Genomic DNA, 17559 nt, shown 5'->3' with positions numbered 1-17559 from the left:
AAATTCTGCAGAATATATTCGGTATGTGAGAAGAATCCTCCCAGCCGCAGTCCTCGCCCTCTGCCTGTTCGCCACTCCCGCCGCGGCGACGGCAGCGACGACAGCGACGGCGGTAGCAACGGCAACGGCAACGACAGCAACGGCAGCGACAGCGACGACAACGACAACGACAGCAGCGGCAACGACGGTGGCGGCACCGACGCCCTCGCCCGCCGTACCCTCCGACCTGACCGCGACGGAGGTGAGCTTCCGCGGCAGCGGGGGCCTCGCCATGCACGGCACGGTCGTCTCACCCGCCGCGGCGAAACCCGCACGCCCCGGCATGGTCCTCGTGCACGGCGCGGGTGAGGGCCCTCGCGAGAAGCTGATGGGCGAGGCCGTCGAGTTCGCCCGCAGAGGTCTGTCGGTGCTGATCTACGACAAGCGGTCCGAGGGCTACTCGCTCTTCCACCGGTCCTACTCGCAGCTCGCCGACGACGCGCTCGGCGCCGTGGCCGCGCTCCGCTCCCAGCCGGGCGTCGACCCGGCGAAGATCGGCATCTGGGGGTTCAGCGAGGGCGGCTGGGTGGTCCCGATCGCCGCGTCCCGCTCGAAGGACATCGGTTTTGTCGTGCTCGTGGGAGCCAACGGGCTGCCACCGCTGCGGCAGCAGACCTGGACCGTGGCGGCCGGGCTCCGCAAGGCGGGGGTGTCGGGCTCGCTGATCGACCGGGCCGAGTTCAACCTGTACCGGGCGATCTCCGACGGCGGCATGTTCCCCGAGCCCTACTACGACCCCGCGCCGGTCCTGAGCGCGGTACGCCAGCCGGTGCTGGGCATCTGGGGCACCCACGACCTGCTGACACCACCGAAGGAGAGTCCGCCGATATTCGCCGAGGCACTGGAGAAGGGCGGCAACCGCCACTACACGTTCCGCTTCTTCCCCGGCGCCGACCACGCCGCCCACCAGACTCCCGACGGCGGCGTCACCCGGCTGCCCGAGCTCGCCCCCGGCTACGCCGACCTGGTCGGTTCCTGGGTCGGCGACGTCACGTCAGGCAGGCCGCCCACGGCACAGATCTCGGGGCCCACCCCCGTGCAGGACTCGCTGACCGTGCCGGTGAATCCCTCGGCGTGGTGGGAGTCGGCGTCGATGCAGCTCGCGGCGCTGATGCTGTTCGTGATCGCGTTCGCCGCCTACCCGGTGGTCGCGCTGGTGCGGCGCCTTCGCCGGCGTTCGGCGGCTCCGGTGACCGGGGCCGCGCGGCTGCTCAGCGCCGGAGGGCTCACGGCGGTGCTCGGCTCGTTGTTCTACCTGTCCTACCTGGTGATGACCGGCGGCAAGCTGGCCGCTCCCGGGCCGGTGGTGGCGGAGCGCCCGTTGATCTGGCTGGCGCTGCAGGCCATGGCGTGGGCCTCCGTGGCCGCCGCGGTCCTCACCGCGCTGGCCTGGCACCGCACCCGGGACTCCGTTCCGCGAGGAGAGAGGGTACGGCTCGGCCTTCTGCTCACCGGTGGCGTGGTGTTCGTCCCGTGGGCCCTCTACTGGGGCCTGCTGCTCCCGTGACGGCCTGCTGCTTTTGTCACGTCGTCCTCGACCCGGCACCCGGGCTCGTTCGCGGTGGCGCGTTGTCACCTGGACGGCGAGGAGCCCATGCGGGTCGGAGCCCGCCCGGGAACAGGCCCGCGACCCCACTCTCCCGCTCGAGCCCGCCCGGGGACAGGCCCCGCTCTCCCGCTCGGGCCCGCCTGGCCGCCGGGCGACTCCGATCAACGCCGAGACGGCGAATGCCGTGCCCGATTCGATCGGGCACGGCATTCGCTTTCTTCTTCGACGCGTGTATGACGCGACGTGCATATGACTCGATCCGGCGGCGTGGCGGCGAAGGCGGTGTTTTCCCCGCCGGGCGGAATTCCTCTCGCCTCGGGCAACCGCGGGTGCGGAGCCCGTGGAGAGAGAGGACCGTCCGGTGTGCCTTACGTGCCGATTACGCTCTCGGACTTATCGGGCCCTGAACCGGGATCAGGGCGTCTGCGTTCTGAGTTTCGTGTGAATCCAGCGGGCTTTGAATTCCCTGCTGGGAATTCCCTACTGGCCGATCAGGCCCTGAATTCCTTGCAGGTTGACGTCGTTCTGACCTCCGAGGTCCAGCAGGCCCTGGATCTTGGTCAGGCCGTCCACGCTCTGCGTGTCCTGCGGATCCAGCAGGCCCTGGATTCCCCCTGAGCCCATCAGATCCCGGATCCCTTGCAGGTCCTTGATGTCCTGGGCTCCCTGCAGGTTCCCCAGAGCCGCGCCTTCCTGGGGGCCGCCCGCACCTCCGGATTCCTGCGGAGCGTTTTCCTGCGGAGCGGTTTCCTGAGAATCGGTTGACTCGGCGGGTCCGGCGGACTCGGCGGATTCGGTCGGACTCGGGGCGTTCTCCCCGCTGTCGTCCCTGCCGTCCATGGCGTTTCTGCCATCTCTGGCGCCTCGGCCTTCCCTGTTGGCCTTGCCGCCCTTGTGGTGGTGGCGGTGTCTGCCGGCCTTGTGGCCCCTGCCCCTGTCGGCCCGGCCGCGCGGATCGCGGAGGCTGAGATCGTGGGCGCCGAGGCCGCTCCCGATCTGGAGAACGGAGCTGTTCTGTGAAGAGGAGTGAATGCCTTCTGATTTCCCGGTTGCGGCGTCTGCCGATACCTGGCTCGATACGAGAAGGATGCCGGCTGCTGCCGCGACGGCCAAAGCCCCGACACGATTGTTGGAGAGGGGACCTGGCGCCAATTTACCCTTACGAGGAAGCAATTGATCTCCCATGTCGTTCCTGATTCCGAAAATATCGGATCTGCCGTACTGCCACGAAAGTGGTAGTGATCAGGAGGTACCCGGGAAATTTGGATATAACGCATTGGTCCGGTTTGGGGAGGGCAAATAAGTAGTACCAGAGAAGGGAAATATGACCCACTTCGGGCATTTAATGAGCTTTATAGCAAATATCAAAGTTGAGTGTGAAATAAGTGTGAATATGCACGCTTGGCGAGAGCGAAAAAATACCGCCGGAGCCTCCGGGGCGGGCCCCGCACGTCGAGGCCCGCCCCGGTCGCTTCGGAGATCACCCGGACCGCGTTCCGGCCTGACCGCCCCGGACGCCCGTCCATTCGTGCGGATCCCGGCGGGGCGGGGCCCGTGAGGACCGCCGGCCGCCGCCGGGGCGCCGATCGCGTGCTTCGGGGCCGGCTCACCCGATCGGCGGGACCCCGAAGCACGTCATGAGATCGCGAGCCGCGTTACTTGTAGACGCGGCGGTCGGCCTGGAGCGGGCGCGACAGCTGCACGGTGATGAACTCGTTGTTGTCGGGCTTGCCCGCCGTACGGCCCGAGGAGAACGGGAAGTTGTTGTCGTTGAGTATGCCCAGGGTCCGGTCGTCGAGGATCACGATGTCCTCGATGGTCTGGAACGGGAAGCGGAAGGTCTTCCCGAACCCGCCCAGGCCACGGGGATTGGCCAGGTCGAGCAGGTCGGCGACGAGGGTCTTGCGCAGGTCGCGGTCGCGGGTGTCCACCATGTAGACGCGCTTGGTCTTGGCCGCGTCGCCCTGCTCGTTGTCGCGCTCGATGATCAGGAACCGGTGACTGTCCACCGCGGTCATGTCGCCGATCGAGTTGCCGGGGCTGTCCAGCGTGTAGGTCCAGCGCTTGCCGGTGTAGGCGCGCTTGCGCAGGTCGAACTCGTTGATCCGCAGGGTCCCCGCCGGGTCGCCGGCCACGGTGCCCTCCAGCATCGGGTACAGCGTGCGGCCGTCGACCGAGCGGGCCATGCCCTCGAAGCCCTTGCTACCGCCCAGGTTGGGCTGAGCGCCGTTGAGGAACGGGTTCTCCGGCGCCTTCACGCCGGGCAGCGAGATCGGGGTCTCCAGCAGCTTGCCCGACGACGAGAAGTGCAGCAGGAACGGGCCGAACTCGTCGCCGATCCAGTACGTGCCGTCGGAGTTCCGAACGATCGACTCCACGTCGAAGTCGGCGCCGGTCAGCTTCCGGTCGGGCCGGGTCAGCGGCCAGGTCACGCGGTGGTCGGGGTCGCTCAGGTTGAACCCGCCCAGCACCTCGACCTTCTCGCGACGGAAGGAGGGCTTCACCCGGTGCACCCGCAGCAGGAAGTCCGCGCTGGTGGCCTTGGAGCCGTAGCCGTTGTCGGACAGCACGTCGAAGGTGTCGTCACCCCGTCGCACGACGCCGCTGAAGCCCTGGACCGGCTGCCCGGTGAACGGCGGGGTCACGCCGTTGACCGGGGTCTGGTCGATGTAGGCACCCGACGGCTCGCTGCGGGGCACGAACGTCAGGGCGGGCATGGTGGCGAATCCGGTCAGCGTGGCGCGCTCGAAGCCAGGACGCGTGGGGGTGGCCATCGCGGGGGTCGCCATCGCCATCGCCAGTACGGCGGCACCAATGGTTATGGTCATACGTCGTCTCATGGCGGGCACGCTAGGGCGCCTGTATGAACTGCCGGTGTTGTGCCGCGGACCGTACGGAGAAGACTGACATCGTGGGCGGAGGCCGTACAAAAAGCGCGTGGAAATCGCGGCGAAACCGCATGGAGAAGCGGTACGGAAGCCGCGCGGCGACCGCGTGCGAGCCGTACGGGGAAAGCGGATGCAACAGAACGAACCCCTCGTGCGTCCCTGGTCCGTGGAGTTCACTGATTTCGTCGCCGTGCGGGGAGGCGCGTTGTACCGGTACGGCTACGTGCTCACCGGCAACGCCGAGGACGCGGCCGACCTGACGCAGGAAGCGCTGATGCGCCTGGGGGACGCGTGGCCCAAGATCAGAAAAAGGGACGACCCGGAGGGGTACGTCCGCACGACCATGGCCCGCCTGCACATCAGCGTCTGGCGGCGATTACGCAGGGAACGCCTGGTCGCGGTGGTGCCCGAGGTCGCCTACATCGAAGATCGCTTCACCGATGACACCGGCCTGTGGAAGGAACTGAAGGGGCTGCCGCCCAAACAGCGGGCGGTGCTGGTCCTGCGCTACTACGAGGACCTCTCCGACCAGGAGATCGCCGAGTTCCTCGGAATCTCACGCGGCACGGTGCGCAGCCAGGCGGCCCGTGCGCTGAACAAGCTCAGAGTCCGGGCGGTCGCCCTTGAGATGAGGAACGTGTGATGAACGACAGGGATGAGGCGGAGCTGATCCGCACGCTGGCCAGGGCGGCCGAGTCCGCACCCGAGCCGAAGGGAGACCTGGTCGTGACGATCCGCCGGCGACGCGGGCGGCGCACGCGCAGGCGGGTGCAGTCGGCACTCGCGGTCGCCGGGGTGATCGCGATGATCGGTGGCGGTACGGCGGTGGCCAGGGGGGCCTTCTTCGACAGGGGCGGAGAAGGTCAGGTCGTCAGCAGGGCCACGTCTTCCACCGAAGGCTCTCCCCTGGTCACGCCCTCTCCCTCGGCGTCGCCCCGCAGAGTGGTGCGGCCCGCGGCCGAGGTCTGGCCTTCGGCGGTGTTCACGATCCCGGCCAAGGCCGCGGACGGCTGGAGATACCGGCCGGTCACGGGACTGAGCGCCACGGAGTTGCTGCTCACCGCGGAGTCGTCGTTCGAGAAGGCCGGCCGGTTGGAGGTGTACGACACGGTGACACGAAAGAGCACCGTGCTCACGGACATGCCCGCGACGGGCGTGAAAGGCTACTTCGTTCAGGGCTACGAGGTGGGGGCCGACTCCATCGCGTGGTGGGGCGAGACGCCCAACAATTCCGACAGATGGGCCGACTTCTGGGTCATGCCTCGGTCCGGCGGCACTCCGAAGCGGGTCGGCGAGGTCACGGGTGATCTCTCGCGCGTCACGAGAATCGGCGTCACCTCGGACTCCGTCGTCTGGTCGGTCACCGGCGGGGGGATCTACCGCATGCCGATGAGCGGCGGAGCGCCGGAGCGGGTCGAGGGGACCGACGGGCTCCACCTGCTGTCCTGGCCGCTGGCGGTCGACTTCGGGGAGAAGGAGGGCGGGGACGTGTTCAAGAACCAGAGCAAGGTGGTCGACCTGGAGACGGGACGGGTCACCGAGGTGAAAGCCCCCGAAGGGGTGACGAGTCTCCGCTGCGGCCCGATCTGGTGCTTCGGGGACGGGAGTGATGAAGGGGACGGGACCCTGGTGCAGAAGCTGGACGGTTCGGACGGGAAGATCCTGCCGGGACTGTTTCCCGCGCCTTACATGAAAGACATCGGTGGCAGGTTCGGAATGCTGAGCGTCGGCGGGGAACGGGGCACGGGCGGCTACTTCCCTTCACGGGTGGTGTACGACCCGGACAGCGGGTTCGTGGCAGGGATAGGGACCGGGAACGGAGGAAGCCTGGGAAGGGGCATCTCCTCCTCGCCTACCTCGATCCTCTACTGGGACGAGGGCAAGAAACAGGTCACGGAGTGCAAGACGGTCGACGGCCGCATCCTTCCTCCCCAGGCGTCGGGAGAGCCCGTCCCCAGAGGCGAGGGCACGGCGTGCTCGATGAAGGAGGTGGGCGGCGGAAAGGAGCTGACGGTCGTGAACCTTCTCGCCGTGCCTCCGACGGAATAAAGTTCCATTCATGAGGACCTTCGCGAACATCACCGAACTCAAGGCCGCTGTCGGCGAGCACCTCGGCCACACCGAGTGGCGCCAGATCAGCCAGGAACAGGTCAATCTCTTCGCCGACGCGACCGGCGACCACCAGTGGATCCACGTGGACGTCGAGAGGTCGAAGGAGGGCCCGTTCGGAGGCACCATCGCCCATGGTTACCTGAGCCTGTCCCTGCTGCCCTCGCTCATGCAGGAGCTGATCAAGGTGGGCGGTCTGGCCATGGGCATCAACTACGGACTCAACAAGGTCCGCTTCCCCTCGCCGGTCCCGGTCGGCGCGCGGATCCGGGCCGGGGCGGAGCTCGTCGACCTCAAGGGCACCCCTTCGGGTTACCTGTCGAGCGTGCGCGTGACCATCGAGGTGGAGGGTCAGAAGAAGCCCGCCTGCATCGCGGAGACCCTCTCCCTCTACGTTCCCGCCGAGAGCCCCTGAGCCGGGGTCTTCCCCGCCCCCGAGTACGGTTCCCGCACGGTGAGGGCTTCCGTACCGGGAGCCTCGGCTTTCGTCGAGGACCCGTGGCCGGGGCCGCTACGCTCCCGCAGGAAACCCCTGGTCCGGGGTCTTCTGCCTCCCCTTGAGGGATTCGGGGGTCCTCCGGTCTCCCGCTGAGAGCTCCTGGGCCAGGATGGCCGCCTGGACGCGGCTGCGCAGACCCAGTTTGTTCAGCAACCTGCTGACGTGGGTCTTCGTGGTCGCCTCCGCCATGTGCAGCTCGGCGGAGATCTCGGCGTTCGACAGGCCCCGTCCGAGGCACGCCAGCACCTCGCGCTCACGCGGAGTCAGGCTGTCGACCTCCCGTGGCCTGTACTCCGGAGCCGCGGACCCGAAGGCCGCGATCAGCCGCCGGGTGACCGAGGGAGCGATGAGCCCGTCCCCCCGGGCCACCACCCGCACCGCCTCCACCAGCGCGTCGGCGTCGGTGCTCTTGAGCAGGAACCCGGCGGCCCCCGCCCGCAACGCCCCGAAGACGTATTCGTCGAGGTCGAAGGTGGTCAGGATCAGCACGTCGGCGATCCCGGTCAGCTCACGCGTCGCGGAGATCCCGTCGAGCTTCGGCATCCGGATGTCCATCAGCACCACGTCCGGACGCAGGTCGAAAGCCATCGCGACGGCCTGCTCCCCGTCCGAGGCCTGACCGGCGACCTCGATGTCCTCGTGGCCGTCGAGTATGAGGACGATCCCGGCGCGAACCGCCGCGTGATCGTCGGCGACGAGGACTCGGATGGTCATACGGTCTCCCGGGTGGGTAGTTCGGCCCGGACACGCCAGCCGTCGTCGTGTGGTCCGGCCTGGAAGGCGCCGCCCACGAGAGCGGTCCGTTCGCGCATGCCGATGATCCCCGCGCCCGCGCCGGGAAGACCCCGCCCGACGCCGTCGACGGGATTGTCCACGGTGAGCGTGACCAGGCCAGGCCGATAACCGATCACCACGTCGGCGACCTTACCGCCGTGCTTGAGCGCGTTGGTCAGGGACTCCTGCACGATCCGGTATCCGGCCAGATCCACCGAGGCGGGCAGTTCCCGGGCGTCGCCGTCCACGCGCAGCCGTACGTCCAGCCCCGCCTCCCGCGCCCGCTTCGCCAGCTCGCCGGCCTCGGCCACCCTGCGCCGGGTCGCCTCGGCCTCCTCGCCGTCCTGCCGGAGCAGTTCGATCGTGGTGCGCATCTCGGCCATGCCCTGGACGCTGTTCTCCCGGATGGACTCCAGCACCTCCCGTACGGTCCGCGCGTCCAGGTCCTTGCGGGAGAGCACGGCCGTGGACTGAATGGCGATCGCGCTGAAGTGATTGGCGATCATGTCGTGCAGTTCCCTCGCCATCCTGGTCCGCTCGGTGTTCACCGCGGCCTGCCGGTCCAGCTCGGCCAGCCGTGCCACCTGCTCGGCCCTGGCCCGCTCGGACTTCGCCTGGTCCCGGTACTGTCTTACGATCACTCCGGTGATGACCGGGGTGGTCCCGATCAGGCCGAGCTGGACGATGGCCATGGCCAGGACGCTCAGGTCGCGGGAGATGAATCCCGCGGCCGTCCCGCCCACGACGGCGAAGACCGAGGTGATGCCGAGCATCCACCTGCCCAGCCTGCGCGGGCCGTACAGGACGGCGGCGTAGAGGTTGTCGGTGAAAAACAGGATCGTGCCCATGGACGGGCCGACCAGGGCGTCACCGACGACGGCGACGACGCCCAGCGTCAGAGCGGCCAGCGGTGCTCTCCGCCGTACCACGATCCCGAGACAGGTGAGCAGCAGCGGTCCGGTGAGGAGGTAGACGGGGACGCCCCGATGGACATAGGCATCCGTCGCGATCAGGACGAGGCCACCGGCGAAGCACAACGCGGCCCACAGCGCGTCGTCTCGTCTCATGCCCTTCATCTCATCACCTCTGCACGGCCCGCTGATCCTGCAGCGGGCGGGAGCTCCGTACATATAAGGATGTAGGCCGGATCATCAGCGTCGACGATGCGCGCCGGGCATCCCCCCGTGACCATGGAACCATGATTCTGGCGATTATCATCGGCTGCGAGATCGGATTCTGGGTCCTGCTGGGTCTGGGGCTCGCCTCTCGTTACCTGTGGGGCATGAGGCGGCTCAGCAACGCCCTGCTGCTGGCGGTGCCGCTGGTCGACGTGGTCCTGCTGGTCGCCGCCGTCATCGACATGCGCGGCGGAGCCGAGGCGGACTGGCGCCACGGCCTGGCCGCGGCCTACATCGCCTACTCGATCGTCTTCGGCCACAAGACCGTCAAATGGGCCGATGCCAAGTTCGCCCACCGTTTCGCGGGCGGCCCCGAGCCGTGGAAGCCCCCGGCGGGCGGTATGGCGAGGGCTCGGTACGAATGGGGCGTGTGGTTTCAAATCGTCGTCGCGTACGGCATCGCCTGTGGCCTGCTGTTCGTCCTGATATGGATTGTCGACGACTCCTCACGAACCGCGGCGCTGATCGCCTTCATGGGCGGCCTGCTCAAGGTGCCGCTGGTGGCCCTGCTCTGGCCGGTGAGCTACACCCTGTTCCCGAAGAAGGTCGCCGAAGATTCCAGGGTGTGATCTCCTCTGCTGTCTTGAAGGCGACTTCCACCGCTACGAACCCTGCCTGGGTGGGACGGAAGCCCTTCGCCGGAGCGCCCGGAGGTGCCTCTTGGAGCACCCCGAGGTTCCTTGGAGCGCTTCGGAGCGCATCTGGGGCGTCCTCCCTCGGTCTTCCGGACTTCTGAGATCTCTTACCTCCTGAGACCCCTTTCGTCCCTCCTCACCCTCCGGCACCCAACGCGCTCCGCGCGGACGGGTGGGGTGTGTGGCGTCTGCCGGGATCTGCTTCCGGTGCCCCCGCGGCGGCCGGTTTCCTCGCGTACGAAGGGGGATCCGGCATCGAGGAGCGCGTCAGGAGAGATTCCGTTTAACCGGTTCGAGGCATCGCTCAAGACCCGCTATGATTACTTAAGCAACGAGCAGCCGTAGCTCAATGGATAGAGCATCTGACTACGGATCAGAAGGTTGGGGTTTCGAGTACCTCCGGCTGCACAGCAGGTCAAAGGCCCTCCGGGATCATCCCGGAGGGCCTTTTCCGTGCCCGCACAGCAGCGTCGTACAGCAACGCAGCCGCACACAGACGGTCTCCTACCGCCGGCTCCTACCCTTCGAGCCGCCGGCCGCTCTGCTCAGACGCCGCCGAAGCCCTCCTGTAGACGGCGAACCCAGTCCGCAGGGAAGACTCTCTCAAGCCGCTCCTTGCTGGTCGCCAGCAGACCCTCTTTCGCCAAAGGAAGCAGGGCGCCGTCCTGGACGGCCTTGTGCTTCTCGGGTGCCGGGCAGATCAGTACGGCGAGGATCCGGCATGCCCGTTGGATCTCCGGGACTCCGGTAGCGTCGACCATCTTCTTAACGGGCTCCCAGGCAGTTCGCACGGCGAGGCGCACCAGTGCTTCCAGGAATGGCTTACGACCCTCGGCCTCGCGAGACTGCATGATGATCGTCGTCACGTACTCCGGTATTCGGTCAGGGCCGAAGCGTTCTCATGTTGTGAGACCGAGTAGCTGAAGGCCGTCCGTGGGGTGGCTGCGGTAGTGATCGGTGGCGGCGGCGATGTTGGTCCAGCCGATCAAGCGGGCCAGGCCGATGGCCAGGTTACGCAGGCTCGCCATGACCCGTGGGGCGGTGCCGGTCCGAACGCGTGAGGCGTCTTCGCGGTAGGTGACGTCGCGGATGTGGTGCAGGGCCTCGATACTCCAGTGGCCGCGGATCAGTGTGGCGAGGTGGGCGTGGGTGACGCGGCCGGGCGGCAGGCTGGTGATCGCGTAGATCGTGACGATGGTGGTTTTGCCGGTGCGGCGGTCGGTGCGGCGGCGTTTGACCTGGATGGCCTGGGCGGCGTGGGGGAAGGGCAGGCCGGGCCGGACGGTGCAGATCTTCATGCGGCGGATCTCGCGGCGGCCGTGGCCGCGGGTATCGGTGCGGTCGTTGAGCAGGGCGTGGCGCCAGGGCAGAGCCTTGAGCCGGCGGTGCAAGGTGGGCTGGTTGCCTTTGACGATGAATAGGTAATGGCCGCCGGAGTCGATGATCTGGCGGGCATGGGCGTGCTGGGTATGCAGGGCGTCGGCGGTGACTACCACGTCGGACAGGTCCAGGCCGGACAGCAGGGGCGCAACTGCAGGGATCTCGTTGCTCTTGGCGGTGACCTGGCGTTGGGCGACGACGGTCTGGGTGTCGTGGCGCAAGGCGGCCAGCAGGTGCACCGTGCCGTTGGCGGTGCGACTGCCGCGTAGGGTCTTGCCGTCGATGGCCAGGCCGGTCAGCGGTGGTCGGCTTTCGGGGTGGTCGGTGGCGGGCGGGCCGTCGGCGGCGAGGGTGGCCAGGTAGGTGCCGGTCGCGGTGTCGAAGGCGTCGCCGTCCAGGCGGGCGAGTAGTCGCCGCAGGGTGCTGGCGGCCAGGCGAACGGTGCCGGGGAGCCCGGCACGAGACAGGATGTCCGGGTCGTATCCGTGGATGGATCTGTTGATCGCCGCTATGGAGGTGGCTCCGCTGAGTACGGCGAGCAGGGTTAGGGCCAGCAGTGGGCCGAGTCGGTAGCGACGTCCGCGGTGGCTGCGTGGGTCGGGCAGGGTGCCCAGTACCTCGGCCAGCGCGGGCAGATCGGTCGATGGGTCGAAAGCGGGGACGTGCTCCAAGTGGCGGGCGAGCACGTTGATCGGGAATGATGGCACGCGAACGCGGCCCCTGTTCTTGATCGACTGGCTAGACACCGACGATCATCAGGGGTCGCGTTTGTCATCTCCGCATCGGGGTGGCCTCTACTTGGCTAGGACGGCTTCAGTTGGCCCCAGTTGACGGCCTGATCTGGACCCATTTGTTGATCACTAGGTGAAAATGTGGCGGCTTGAAATGGCCCCACCCTGGCCGGCCGGTGTTCTGTGCCACTGAACCTTGAGTGGTTTGACAGACCCTCAACTGATGTTGATATCCCGTTGCCACTGGTCGGCCTGGCCGAGCACGCGCATGCCGGCAGCCTCATAGACACCCGTGGCATTCGTGTCGTTTGCGCTGTCAACATCGACACCGACCATGTGGTGGCCACGTGCCTTCAACTCGGCGAATGCGGTGAGCAGAAGGCAGCGGGCCAATCCTCGCCCTCGGTAACGCTGCTCGGTGCCTAGCCAGGCGATCCAGCCGCGGTTCGGTTGCGAGCGGGCGATCAGCACAGCCGCTGGGGTTCCCTCGACCTCGGCGATCCACCACAGGCTGGGATCGTGACCGTCTCGCTGTTGTTGATCGGCCCAGAACTCCTCGAACGTTCGACGGTGGTGGTTCCAGTGTCCGCTCAGCGCTTCCTCCAGCACCGCATGCAGGCGGCGCCGATCGTCGTCACAAGCCGCGATCCGAATCTCGGTTCCGGCCGGCAATTGCAGAAGGGAGGGCCGTTCGCCGTTCAAGTCGATGATCAGGCGGCTGTAACGACGGACAACGTGCCAGCCGTGATCTTGGAGCGCGGGCGTGGCGAGAGCTTGAGGCATCTGGAAGAGCGTGACGCTCTCACGCTCTCGACCTGCTGTCGCGGTCTGCTTCTGCGCCCATTCCTCGATCTGCCGCAGTAACGCATCAGCCAGGGAGTCCGGGGCGACGGGTGACACTCCAAGGTGCGCGCGGAACTGGTCGGCGTGCGGAGCGAAGTGGAGCGCGGCAAAGCCGATGATGTCACCGTCCTTCTCATATACGCAGCTACGTCGCTCCAGGTCCAGCTCTGGCGTGATCAGGATGTGCCGGATGTCGGCCTTGTTGGTCTCTGCTCGTCCGATCTCGACTAGTTCGATCGCCTGGAACAGCTCCGTCAGGGCAGTCAAGTCATTCATCATCGCGGCGCGTATCTGCATGCCGGGACTGTCCCAGGGCAAGCGGCACGCGGCAACATTTTTTCCGGATGCAGGCCTGTCGTTCACAGCACGGGATCTGCGTCCACCTCCGCGATTCCCCCAATCGCCCTCCTGACCAACACACGTCCACTACTCAAACTTCGGTGACACAAGACAGTCGGCTGCGGGGTGATCATGCGGTCTGTGGTCTCGGGGGCTGCCGCCCCCGAACCCCTGCCCCGCGAGGGCGTCGCCCGCCCGCCGGGCGTGGTGGCGGGCGTGGAGTGGGGCGGGCGACGTCCTCGCCTCGATGCGCGGGGCAGGGTGGTGTCAGGGTTTGCTGTTGTGCTGAGCTTTGGTGCGGGCCAGTCGGTAGGATTCGGTGCCGGTCTCGATGATGGTGCCGCCGAAGGTGAGCCGGTCGACGATCGCGGCGCAAAGGCGCGGGTCGGTGAAGGTCTTGGTCCAGCCATCTGGGGCTCGTACTTGTTCGGTTCCCGGGATCTCGGCTGGTTCCTGGGATCTTTCGTTCTTTCTCGTTTCACCGATTGTCAAGGCGTAGACACGTTATGTTAGGTGCTGCCTTAATCCTTTAGGTGCGAGGAAGGTGTGCCGGTGGTGCGGTCGCGATTACAGATCGTCCAGGGCGGTGGCGTCCCGCAGGAGCCGGTCACCACGGACCCGTGGCAGTTCCAGGCCGAGTGCGTCGAGGCGTTCGTGGCCTCGTGGACAGCCCGCGGGTTCAGCCCGGTGACGATCGACAACGACACCGGCCTACTGGAGCGGACCCTGACCGCCCTGGGGCGTCTGGCCTGGGAGGTGGCTCCTGAAGACATCGACCGAATCGTCGGGGACCTGGCGGTGGCGGGCCGGGCGACCTCCACCCGCCGCGATTACGTGCAGATCTTCAAAGGGTTCCATCGGTTCCTGCAGGCTCGTAAGGCGGCCCAGATCGAGGCGGCCTTCGGGGTCCGCTTGGTCTGCCCGGTTGATGAGTTCAACGCCTCCCGCCATGTCGGCGACGATTCCCCGGCCCAGCTGCCGCCGCCGACCCCGGAGCGGGTGACGGAGTTCTTCGACTTCCTCAAGGTTCGGATCGCCTCCGCCCGCAAGTACGCGCCCGCGGCGCGGGACTACGCGCTGTTTCGAACGCTGTATCACGCCGGTCTGCGCTCGGAGGAGTGCGCGCTGCTGGATCGAGCCGATGTGCATTTCGGCCGGGGTCCGTTCGGCAAGCTGCATGTCCGTTTCGGCAAGGGCGCCCGCACCTCTGGGCCCCGGCCTCGCTGGGTGCCGATGCTCGATCACCTGGACCTGGTGCTGCGCTGGTTCCTGGACGATGTGCGCGGCAAGTTTCCCGACTCGCCGGTGCTGTTCGCCGACGAGTCCGGCGGCAGTCTGCATCCGGGAACCATCCGTAACCGGCTGCGTTATCTGATGGAGCTGGAGGGCCGTCCGGCCGCCGAGCGGTTCAGTCCGCATGCGCTGCGGCGGGCGTGCGCGACGCACAACTACGAACGCGGCGTCGACCTGGTGGCCATCCAGCAGTTGCTCGGGCATTGGACGGTCAGCTCGACGATGCGCTATGTCCGGCCCTCGGTCACGTTCATCGAGGACGCCTATCGACGCGCGGTGGCCGGCACGCTGAGCGAACTGACCCGAGAGGACCCCTCGCCATGAAGATTCGCTGGAAGCTGCGGATGGCCGCGGCCCAGCGCGAGGTGTGGACCGGTGCCCAGCTGCGGCGGCTGCTGGCCGAAAAGGCCGGGTTGGAGCTGTCAGCGGCATCGGTATCAGTGTTGCTCACCAAGGAACCCGCCCAGATGAAGCTGTCCACCCTCGCGGCGTTGTGCACCGCGCTGGAGTGCACCCCCAACGACCTGTTCGAGGTGGACACCACACCCGTCGAGCGGCCCGCGCCGACGCCGCGGGTGACGGTCGACCAGCCGAAGAGCGCCTCCTTTGGTGGTCGGTCGATGCCGCCGGTGTGACCGGGGAAAGGCGAACGTGGGCGATGGGCAAACGACAACGAGATTGCATCGGCTGCGGTGGTCCGGTCGGCCTTCACGATCCCGATCGGCAGCACTGCAGCCGGTGCCGGCGCCGACTGACCGAGGAGGCGGCGAAGGACCCCTGCCCGGGATGCGGCAAACAGCGCATCTTGCAGGCCGACACCGGAGTGTGCATCCGCTGCTCACGAGCGTGCACCAGGTGCGGGCATCCGGTGCGGGCCCAAGAGGCGACTCTGTGTCGCGACTGCCGGCGCCGAGCCGATCGGCAGGCCGATCAGTGCCCGTGTCCGCGTTGCGGCCGGCCCGGCTATCTGCGCCAGGACACCGGCTGGTGCGGTCACTGCTCGCGCGTGCGGCAGTCCAAACAGCCGCCGCGCGCCTGCGCCGGATGCGGCCAGGTCCGCCCTCATGCCGGGCTGGGACTGTGTTCGCCCTGCTGGCAACGTCATCCCGACCGGCCCTTCATCGCCGGCGACAACCTCATCGCTCGCCTGACCGAGCCGCCGCCTTGGCTCGGCGACCTCATCGCGCAGCTGGCCGCCCGCTATAGCGTCGGACGTGCCTGCACCATGATCAGCGGCCTCGGTCGACTGCTGGAAGACGAGCACCCCAACTACCCGCAGGCCCTGCTGGAGCGCGCCCGCCGCCCTGGACGCTCCATGGGATCTCTCGCCCGCCTCCTGGAGAACTACTTCACCGAGCACGGGCTGGCGCTGCCAGTCGATCAGGCAGCAAGGCTGGCCGAGGGACGGCGCAGGCGCCGTATCGACGCAACTCCTGCGCCGCTGCGCCCGGCGGTGGAGTCCTTCGCCGCCTTCCTGCTGCGCTCACGCGAACGAGCCCGCAGGGCCGGGACTCTGCCCCGCAGCGACACCACCATCGACGCGGTGCTCTCGACCGTGCGTGATCTGGCCAGATTCCTGAACAACGAGCGGGGCAAGCAGGATTGGGCTCTGGCCGACGTGCACGACATCGACGCGTTCTTGGCCGTGCTGCCCAAAGGCCGGGCGCGACGGCTGACCATCGTCGGGCAGTTCTTCCGCTTCGCCAAAACCCACAAGATCGTGCTCGTCGACCCCGCTCGTGGCCTGTCGGCCAAGGCACCGAAGGGTTTCACCGGCCAGACCCTCACACTGGGCCGGCAGCGTATGCTGTTTCGCCGATGGACCACCGACCCGGCGGTCCACCCGCACGAGGCCCTGATGGGAATCCTCGCCCTACTGCACGGAGCCTCCAGCAACGAGGTCCGCCACCTGCAAATCGCCGCCATCGATTCCGCCGCCCGGACGATCCGCCTTGGACAGCGACCCCACCCGGTGCCGATGGACCCGCCAGCTGGACAATTCTGCAACGCTGCCTGACACACCGCGAGACTCAGCGCACCAATAACCCCCACGTGATGGTCACCAAGGGCACCAAGGCCGGGCGCGCCCCGGCGTCCACCGCCTATGTCAGCCACGTCCTGGACCTGTGCGGTGTCCCGCCCCGGATGCTCCGCAGCACTCGACTGGTCGACCTGGTCAACACGATGGACCCCAAACTCGTGGCGGCCGCCTTTGGCATGAACCCCGAAGGCGCCATGATCTACCTCGCAGATCACATCGACGACGGGAGACTGCCAACCAAGTTGTGGCCTGGGTGAAATCTGACGTCGCCGCTCAGGCTTCGATCGGCTCTCGTCGGCGTTGGTGGTCAGGTTTGTCACATGGCTGATGCGATGGACGAGCGGCGAAAACAGCGCATCCGCTTATCGTTTCTCCTCGGGGTGATAGCCCAGCAGGTCACCTGGTTGGCAGTTGAGGACTTTGCAGATCTTGGTCAGCGTGGTGAACCGGATGGCCTTGGCCCGGTCGTTCTTCAGGATGGACAAATTGACGACGGTCACCCCAACCCGGTTGGCCAGTTCGGTGAGAGTCATGCCGCGTTCTTCCAGGAGCCGGTCGAGGTGGACGGTGATGGCATGGGCGTCCATCTCAGCGGATGACATCAGACGGTTCCTGCCAGGTCCTCACGCATCCGCACTCCATCGCGCAGGATGCCCACCAGCGCCAGCAGCCCAAGCGCGACGAGCGGCACGACCAGCGGGATCTCCCTTATCTGGTAGCTGGCCACCCCCATGGCCATCGTGTCCAGCAGCCTCATCATCGCGAAGTTCTCAATCTGGGGAGCCAGGAGACCACCGACCAGCAGCCACCAGCCCAAGAAACGCACACGACGCGCGACCTGCGGCATGTAGACACCGCCGCGAGCGCGCCACATCAGCCGCCATATCAGGAAAAACGCGCCGACGGCCACCACGAAGCCCGGGAAGGTGGTCAGGGCCTGCCAGAGGTACTGGCCGGCGTCAGGGGAACCGTCGATGTATTCGAGGCCATTCGCCGAGGCCATGACGCCTGGCCGGGCCATCTGCGTGTACGCCGGGTGATCGAGACGGATCCCGTAGCCATTGGGCGACTGGGCCACCACGAGGTCGTAGGTCAAGCCGAAGAAACCGGCCCGGGAGTAGAGCACCATGCCGGTGATCACCCCGGTCACCAGGATGAGGACCGCGAGGACCGTGGGTTGGCGCGCCACTCGTCCGATCGTGCTGTGCTGCGTTGCCATCAGGCCACTCCAAGGCATATCGTTTTTCGATGGTATCGATAA

18 protein-coding genes, 1 tRNA gene and 1 pseudogene are annotated in these 17559 nt (G+C 67.3%); 10 read left to right on the top strand and 10 right to left on the bottom strand.

Features of this window, described 5'->3' with window-relative positions:
• Positions 1-187: 187 nt before the first annotated feature.
• Positions 188-1546, top strand: coding sequence for an alpha/beta hydrolase family protein (locus J2853_RS33655; protein WP_307564731.1), 1359 nt, complete (start codon positions 188-190; stop codon positions 1544-1546).
• Between the two features lie 522 nt (positions 1547-2068).
• Here J2853_RS33655 and J2853_RS33650 read toward each other — a convergent pair.
• Positions 2069-2773, bottom strand: coding sequence for a hypothetical protein (locus tag J2853_RS33650; RefSeq protein WP_307564730.1), 705 nt, complete (start codon positions 2771-2773; stop codon positions 2069-2071).
• A gap of 470 nt (positions 2774-3243) precedes the next feature.
• Positions 3244-4416 carry an esterase-like activity of phytase family protein gene (locus tag J2853_RS33645; protein ID WP_307564729.1) on the bottom strand — a complete coding sequence of 391 codons (1173 nt, stop codon included), beginning with the start codon at positions 4414-4416 and terminating at the stop codon, positions 3244-3246.
• Positions 4417-4606: 190 nt separating this feature from the next.
• Here J2853_RS33645 and J2853_RS33640 point away from each other — a divergent pair, with 190 nt between their 5' ends.
• The 3 genes from J2853_RS33640 to J2853_RS33630 are packed head-to-tail and all read left to right on the top strand — an operon-like array spanning position 4607 to position 7000.
• Positions 4607-5119, top strand: a complete 513-nt coding sequence (locus J2853_RS33640; protein ID WP_307564728.1) for a SigE family RNA polymerase sigma factor — start codon at positions 4607-4609, stop codon at positions 5117-5119.
• Complete coding sequence (locus J2853_RS33635) at positions 5119-6525, top strand: hypothetical protein (protein ID WP_307564727.1); 1407 nt, start codon at positions 5119-5121, stop codon at positions 6523-6525. Before J2853_RS33640 ends, J2853_RS33635 begins: the two co-directional genes overlap by 1 nt.
• 10 nt (positions 6526-6535) lie before the next feature.
• Positions 6536-7000: a MaoC family dehydratase gene (locus J2853_RS33630; RefSeq protein ID WP_307564726.1), complete on the top strand. Its 465-nt coding sequence runs from the start codon at positions 6536-6538 to the stop codon at positions 6998-7000.
• Positions 7001-7096: 96 nt separating this feature from the next.
• Here the strand turns inward: J2853_RS33630 and J2853_RS33625 are convergent, their stop codons facing one another.
• Positions 7097-7798 (bottom strand): response regulator, encoded by a 702-nt coding sequence (locus tag J2853_RS33625; RefSeq protein WP_307564725.1) that lies wholly within the window; start codon positions 7796-7798, stop codon positions 7097-7099.
• Positions 7795-8925: a sensor histidine kinase gene (locus J2853_RS33620; RefSeq protein WP_307564724.1), complete on the bottom strand. Its 1131-nt coding sequence runs from the start codon at positions 8923-8925 to the stop codon at positions 7795-7797. Before J2853_RS33620 ends, J2853_RS33625 begins: the two co-directional genes overlap by 4 nt.
• A 131-nt stretch (positions 8926-9056) precedes the next feature.
• On the opposite strand from J2853_RS33620, the gene J2853_RS33615 reads away from it, so the two are divergent.
• On the top strand, positions 9057-9605 hold the full coding sequence (locus J2853_RS33615; protein WP_307564723.1) for a hypothetical protein: 549 nt from the start codon (positions 9057-9059) through the stop codon (positions 9603-9605).
• A 401-nt stretch (positions 9606-10006) separates the two neighbouring features.
• Positions 10007-10079 (top strand) — tRNA-Arg (locus J2853_RS33610).
• A gap of 137 nt (positions 10080-10216) precedes the next feature.
• On the opposite strand, the gene J2853_RS33605 is transcribed toward J2853_RS33610, so the two are convergent.
• From J2853_RS33605 to J2853_RS33590, 4 genes and pseudogenes are all read right to left on the bottom strand, one after another.
• Positions 10217-10537: a hypothetical protein gene (locus tag J2853_RS33605; RefSeq protein ID WP_307564722.1), complete on the bottom strand. Its 321-nt coding sequence runs from the start codon at positions 10535-10537 to the stop codon at positions 10217-10219.
• Between the two features lie 33 nt (positions 10538-10570).
• Positions 10571-11758 carry an ISAs1 family transposase gene (locus tag J2853_RS33600; protein ID WP_307564721.1) on the bottom strand — a complete coding sequence of 396 codons (1188 nt, stop codon included), beginning with the start codon at positions 11756-11758 and terminating at the stop codon, positions 10571-10573.
• A 240-nt stretch (positions 11759-11998) separates the two neighbouring features.
• Positions 11999-12922 carry a GNAT family N-acetyltransferase gene (locus J2853_RS33595; protein WP_307564720.1) on the bottom strand — a complete coding sequence of 308 codons (924 nt, stop codon included), beginning with the start codon at positions 12920-12922 and terminating at the stop codon, positions 11999-12001.
• Positions 12923-13231: 309 nt separating this feature from the next.
• Positions 13232-13372 (bottom strand): annotated as a pseudogene (locus J2853_RS33590) (ATP-binding protein); the annotation flags it as partial.
• Positions 13373-13519: 147 nt separating this feature from the next.
• Here J2853_RS33590 and J2853_RS33585 point away from each other — a divergent pair.
• From J2853_RS33585 to J2853_RS33570, 4 genes are all read left to right on the top strand, one after another.
• The gene (locus tag J2853_RS33585; RefSeq protein WP_307564719.1) at positions 13520-14581 is read left to right on the top strand and encodes a tyrosine-type recombinase/integrase; all 1062 of its coding nucleotides are present in this window, start codon (positions 13520-13522) and stop codon (positions 14579-14581) included.
• Positions 14578-14892, top strand: coding sequence for a helix-turn-helix domain-containing protein (locus J2853_RS33580; protein WP_307564718.1), 315 nt, complete (start codon positions 14578-14580; stop codon positions 14890-14892). The genes J2853_RS33585 and J2853_RS33580 overlap by 4 nt, the downstream gene beginning before the upstream one ends.
• Positions 14893-15263: 371 nt before the next feature.
• Positions 15264-16274 (top strand): site-specific integrase, encoded by a 1011-nt coding sequence (locus tag J2853_RS33575; RefSeq protein WP_307564717.1) that lies wholly within the window; start codon positions 15264-15266, stop codon positions 16272-16274.
• Positions 16275-16309: 35 nt separating this feature from the next.
• Positions 16310-16555 (top strand): hypothetical protein, encoded by a 246-nt coding sequence (locus J2853_RS33570; RefSeq protein WP_307564716.1) that lies wholly within the window; start codon positions 16310-16312, stop codon positions 16553-16555.
• Between the two features lie 105 nt (positions 16556-16660).
• On the opposite strand, the gene J2853_RS33565 is transcribed toward J2853_RS33570, so the two are convergent.
• Both J2853_RS33565 and J2853_RS33560 read right to left on the bottom strand, forming a co-directional pair.
• Positions 16661-16900, bottom strand: coding sequence for a helix-turn-helix domain-containing protein (locus J2853_RS33565; protein ID WP_307564715.1), 240 nt, complete (start codon positions 16898-16900; stop codon positions 16661-16663).
• Positions 16900-17487 carry a hypothetical protein gene (locus tag J2853_RS33560; protein WP_307564714.1) on the bottom strand — a complete coding sequence of 196 codons (588 nt, stop codon included), beginning with the start codon at positions 17485-17487 and terminating at the stop codon, positions 16900-16902. Before J2853_RS33560 ends, J2853_RS33565 begins: the two co-directional genes overlap by 1 nt.
• Positions 17488-17559: the final 72 nt, after the last annotated feature.

It is taken from the genome of Streptosporangium lutulentum (assembly GCF_030811455.1).
Classification (GTDB): Bacteria; Actinomycetota; Actinomycetes; order Streptosporangiales; family Streptosporangiaceae; genus Streptosporangium; species Streptosporangium lutulentum.
This window is presented reverse-complemented; position numbering and strand designations above follow the sequence as displayed.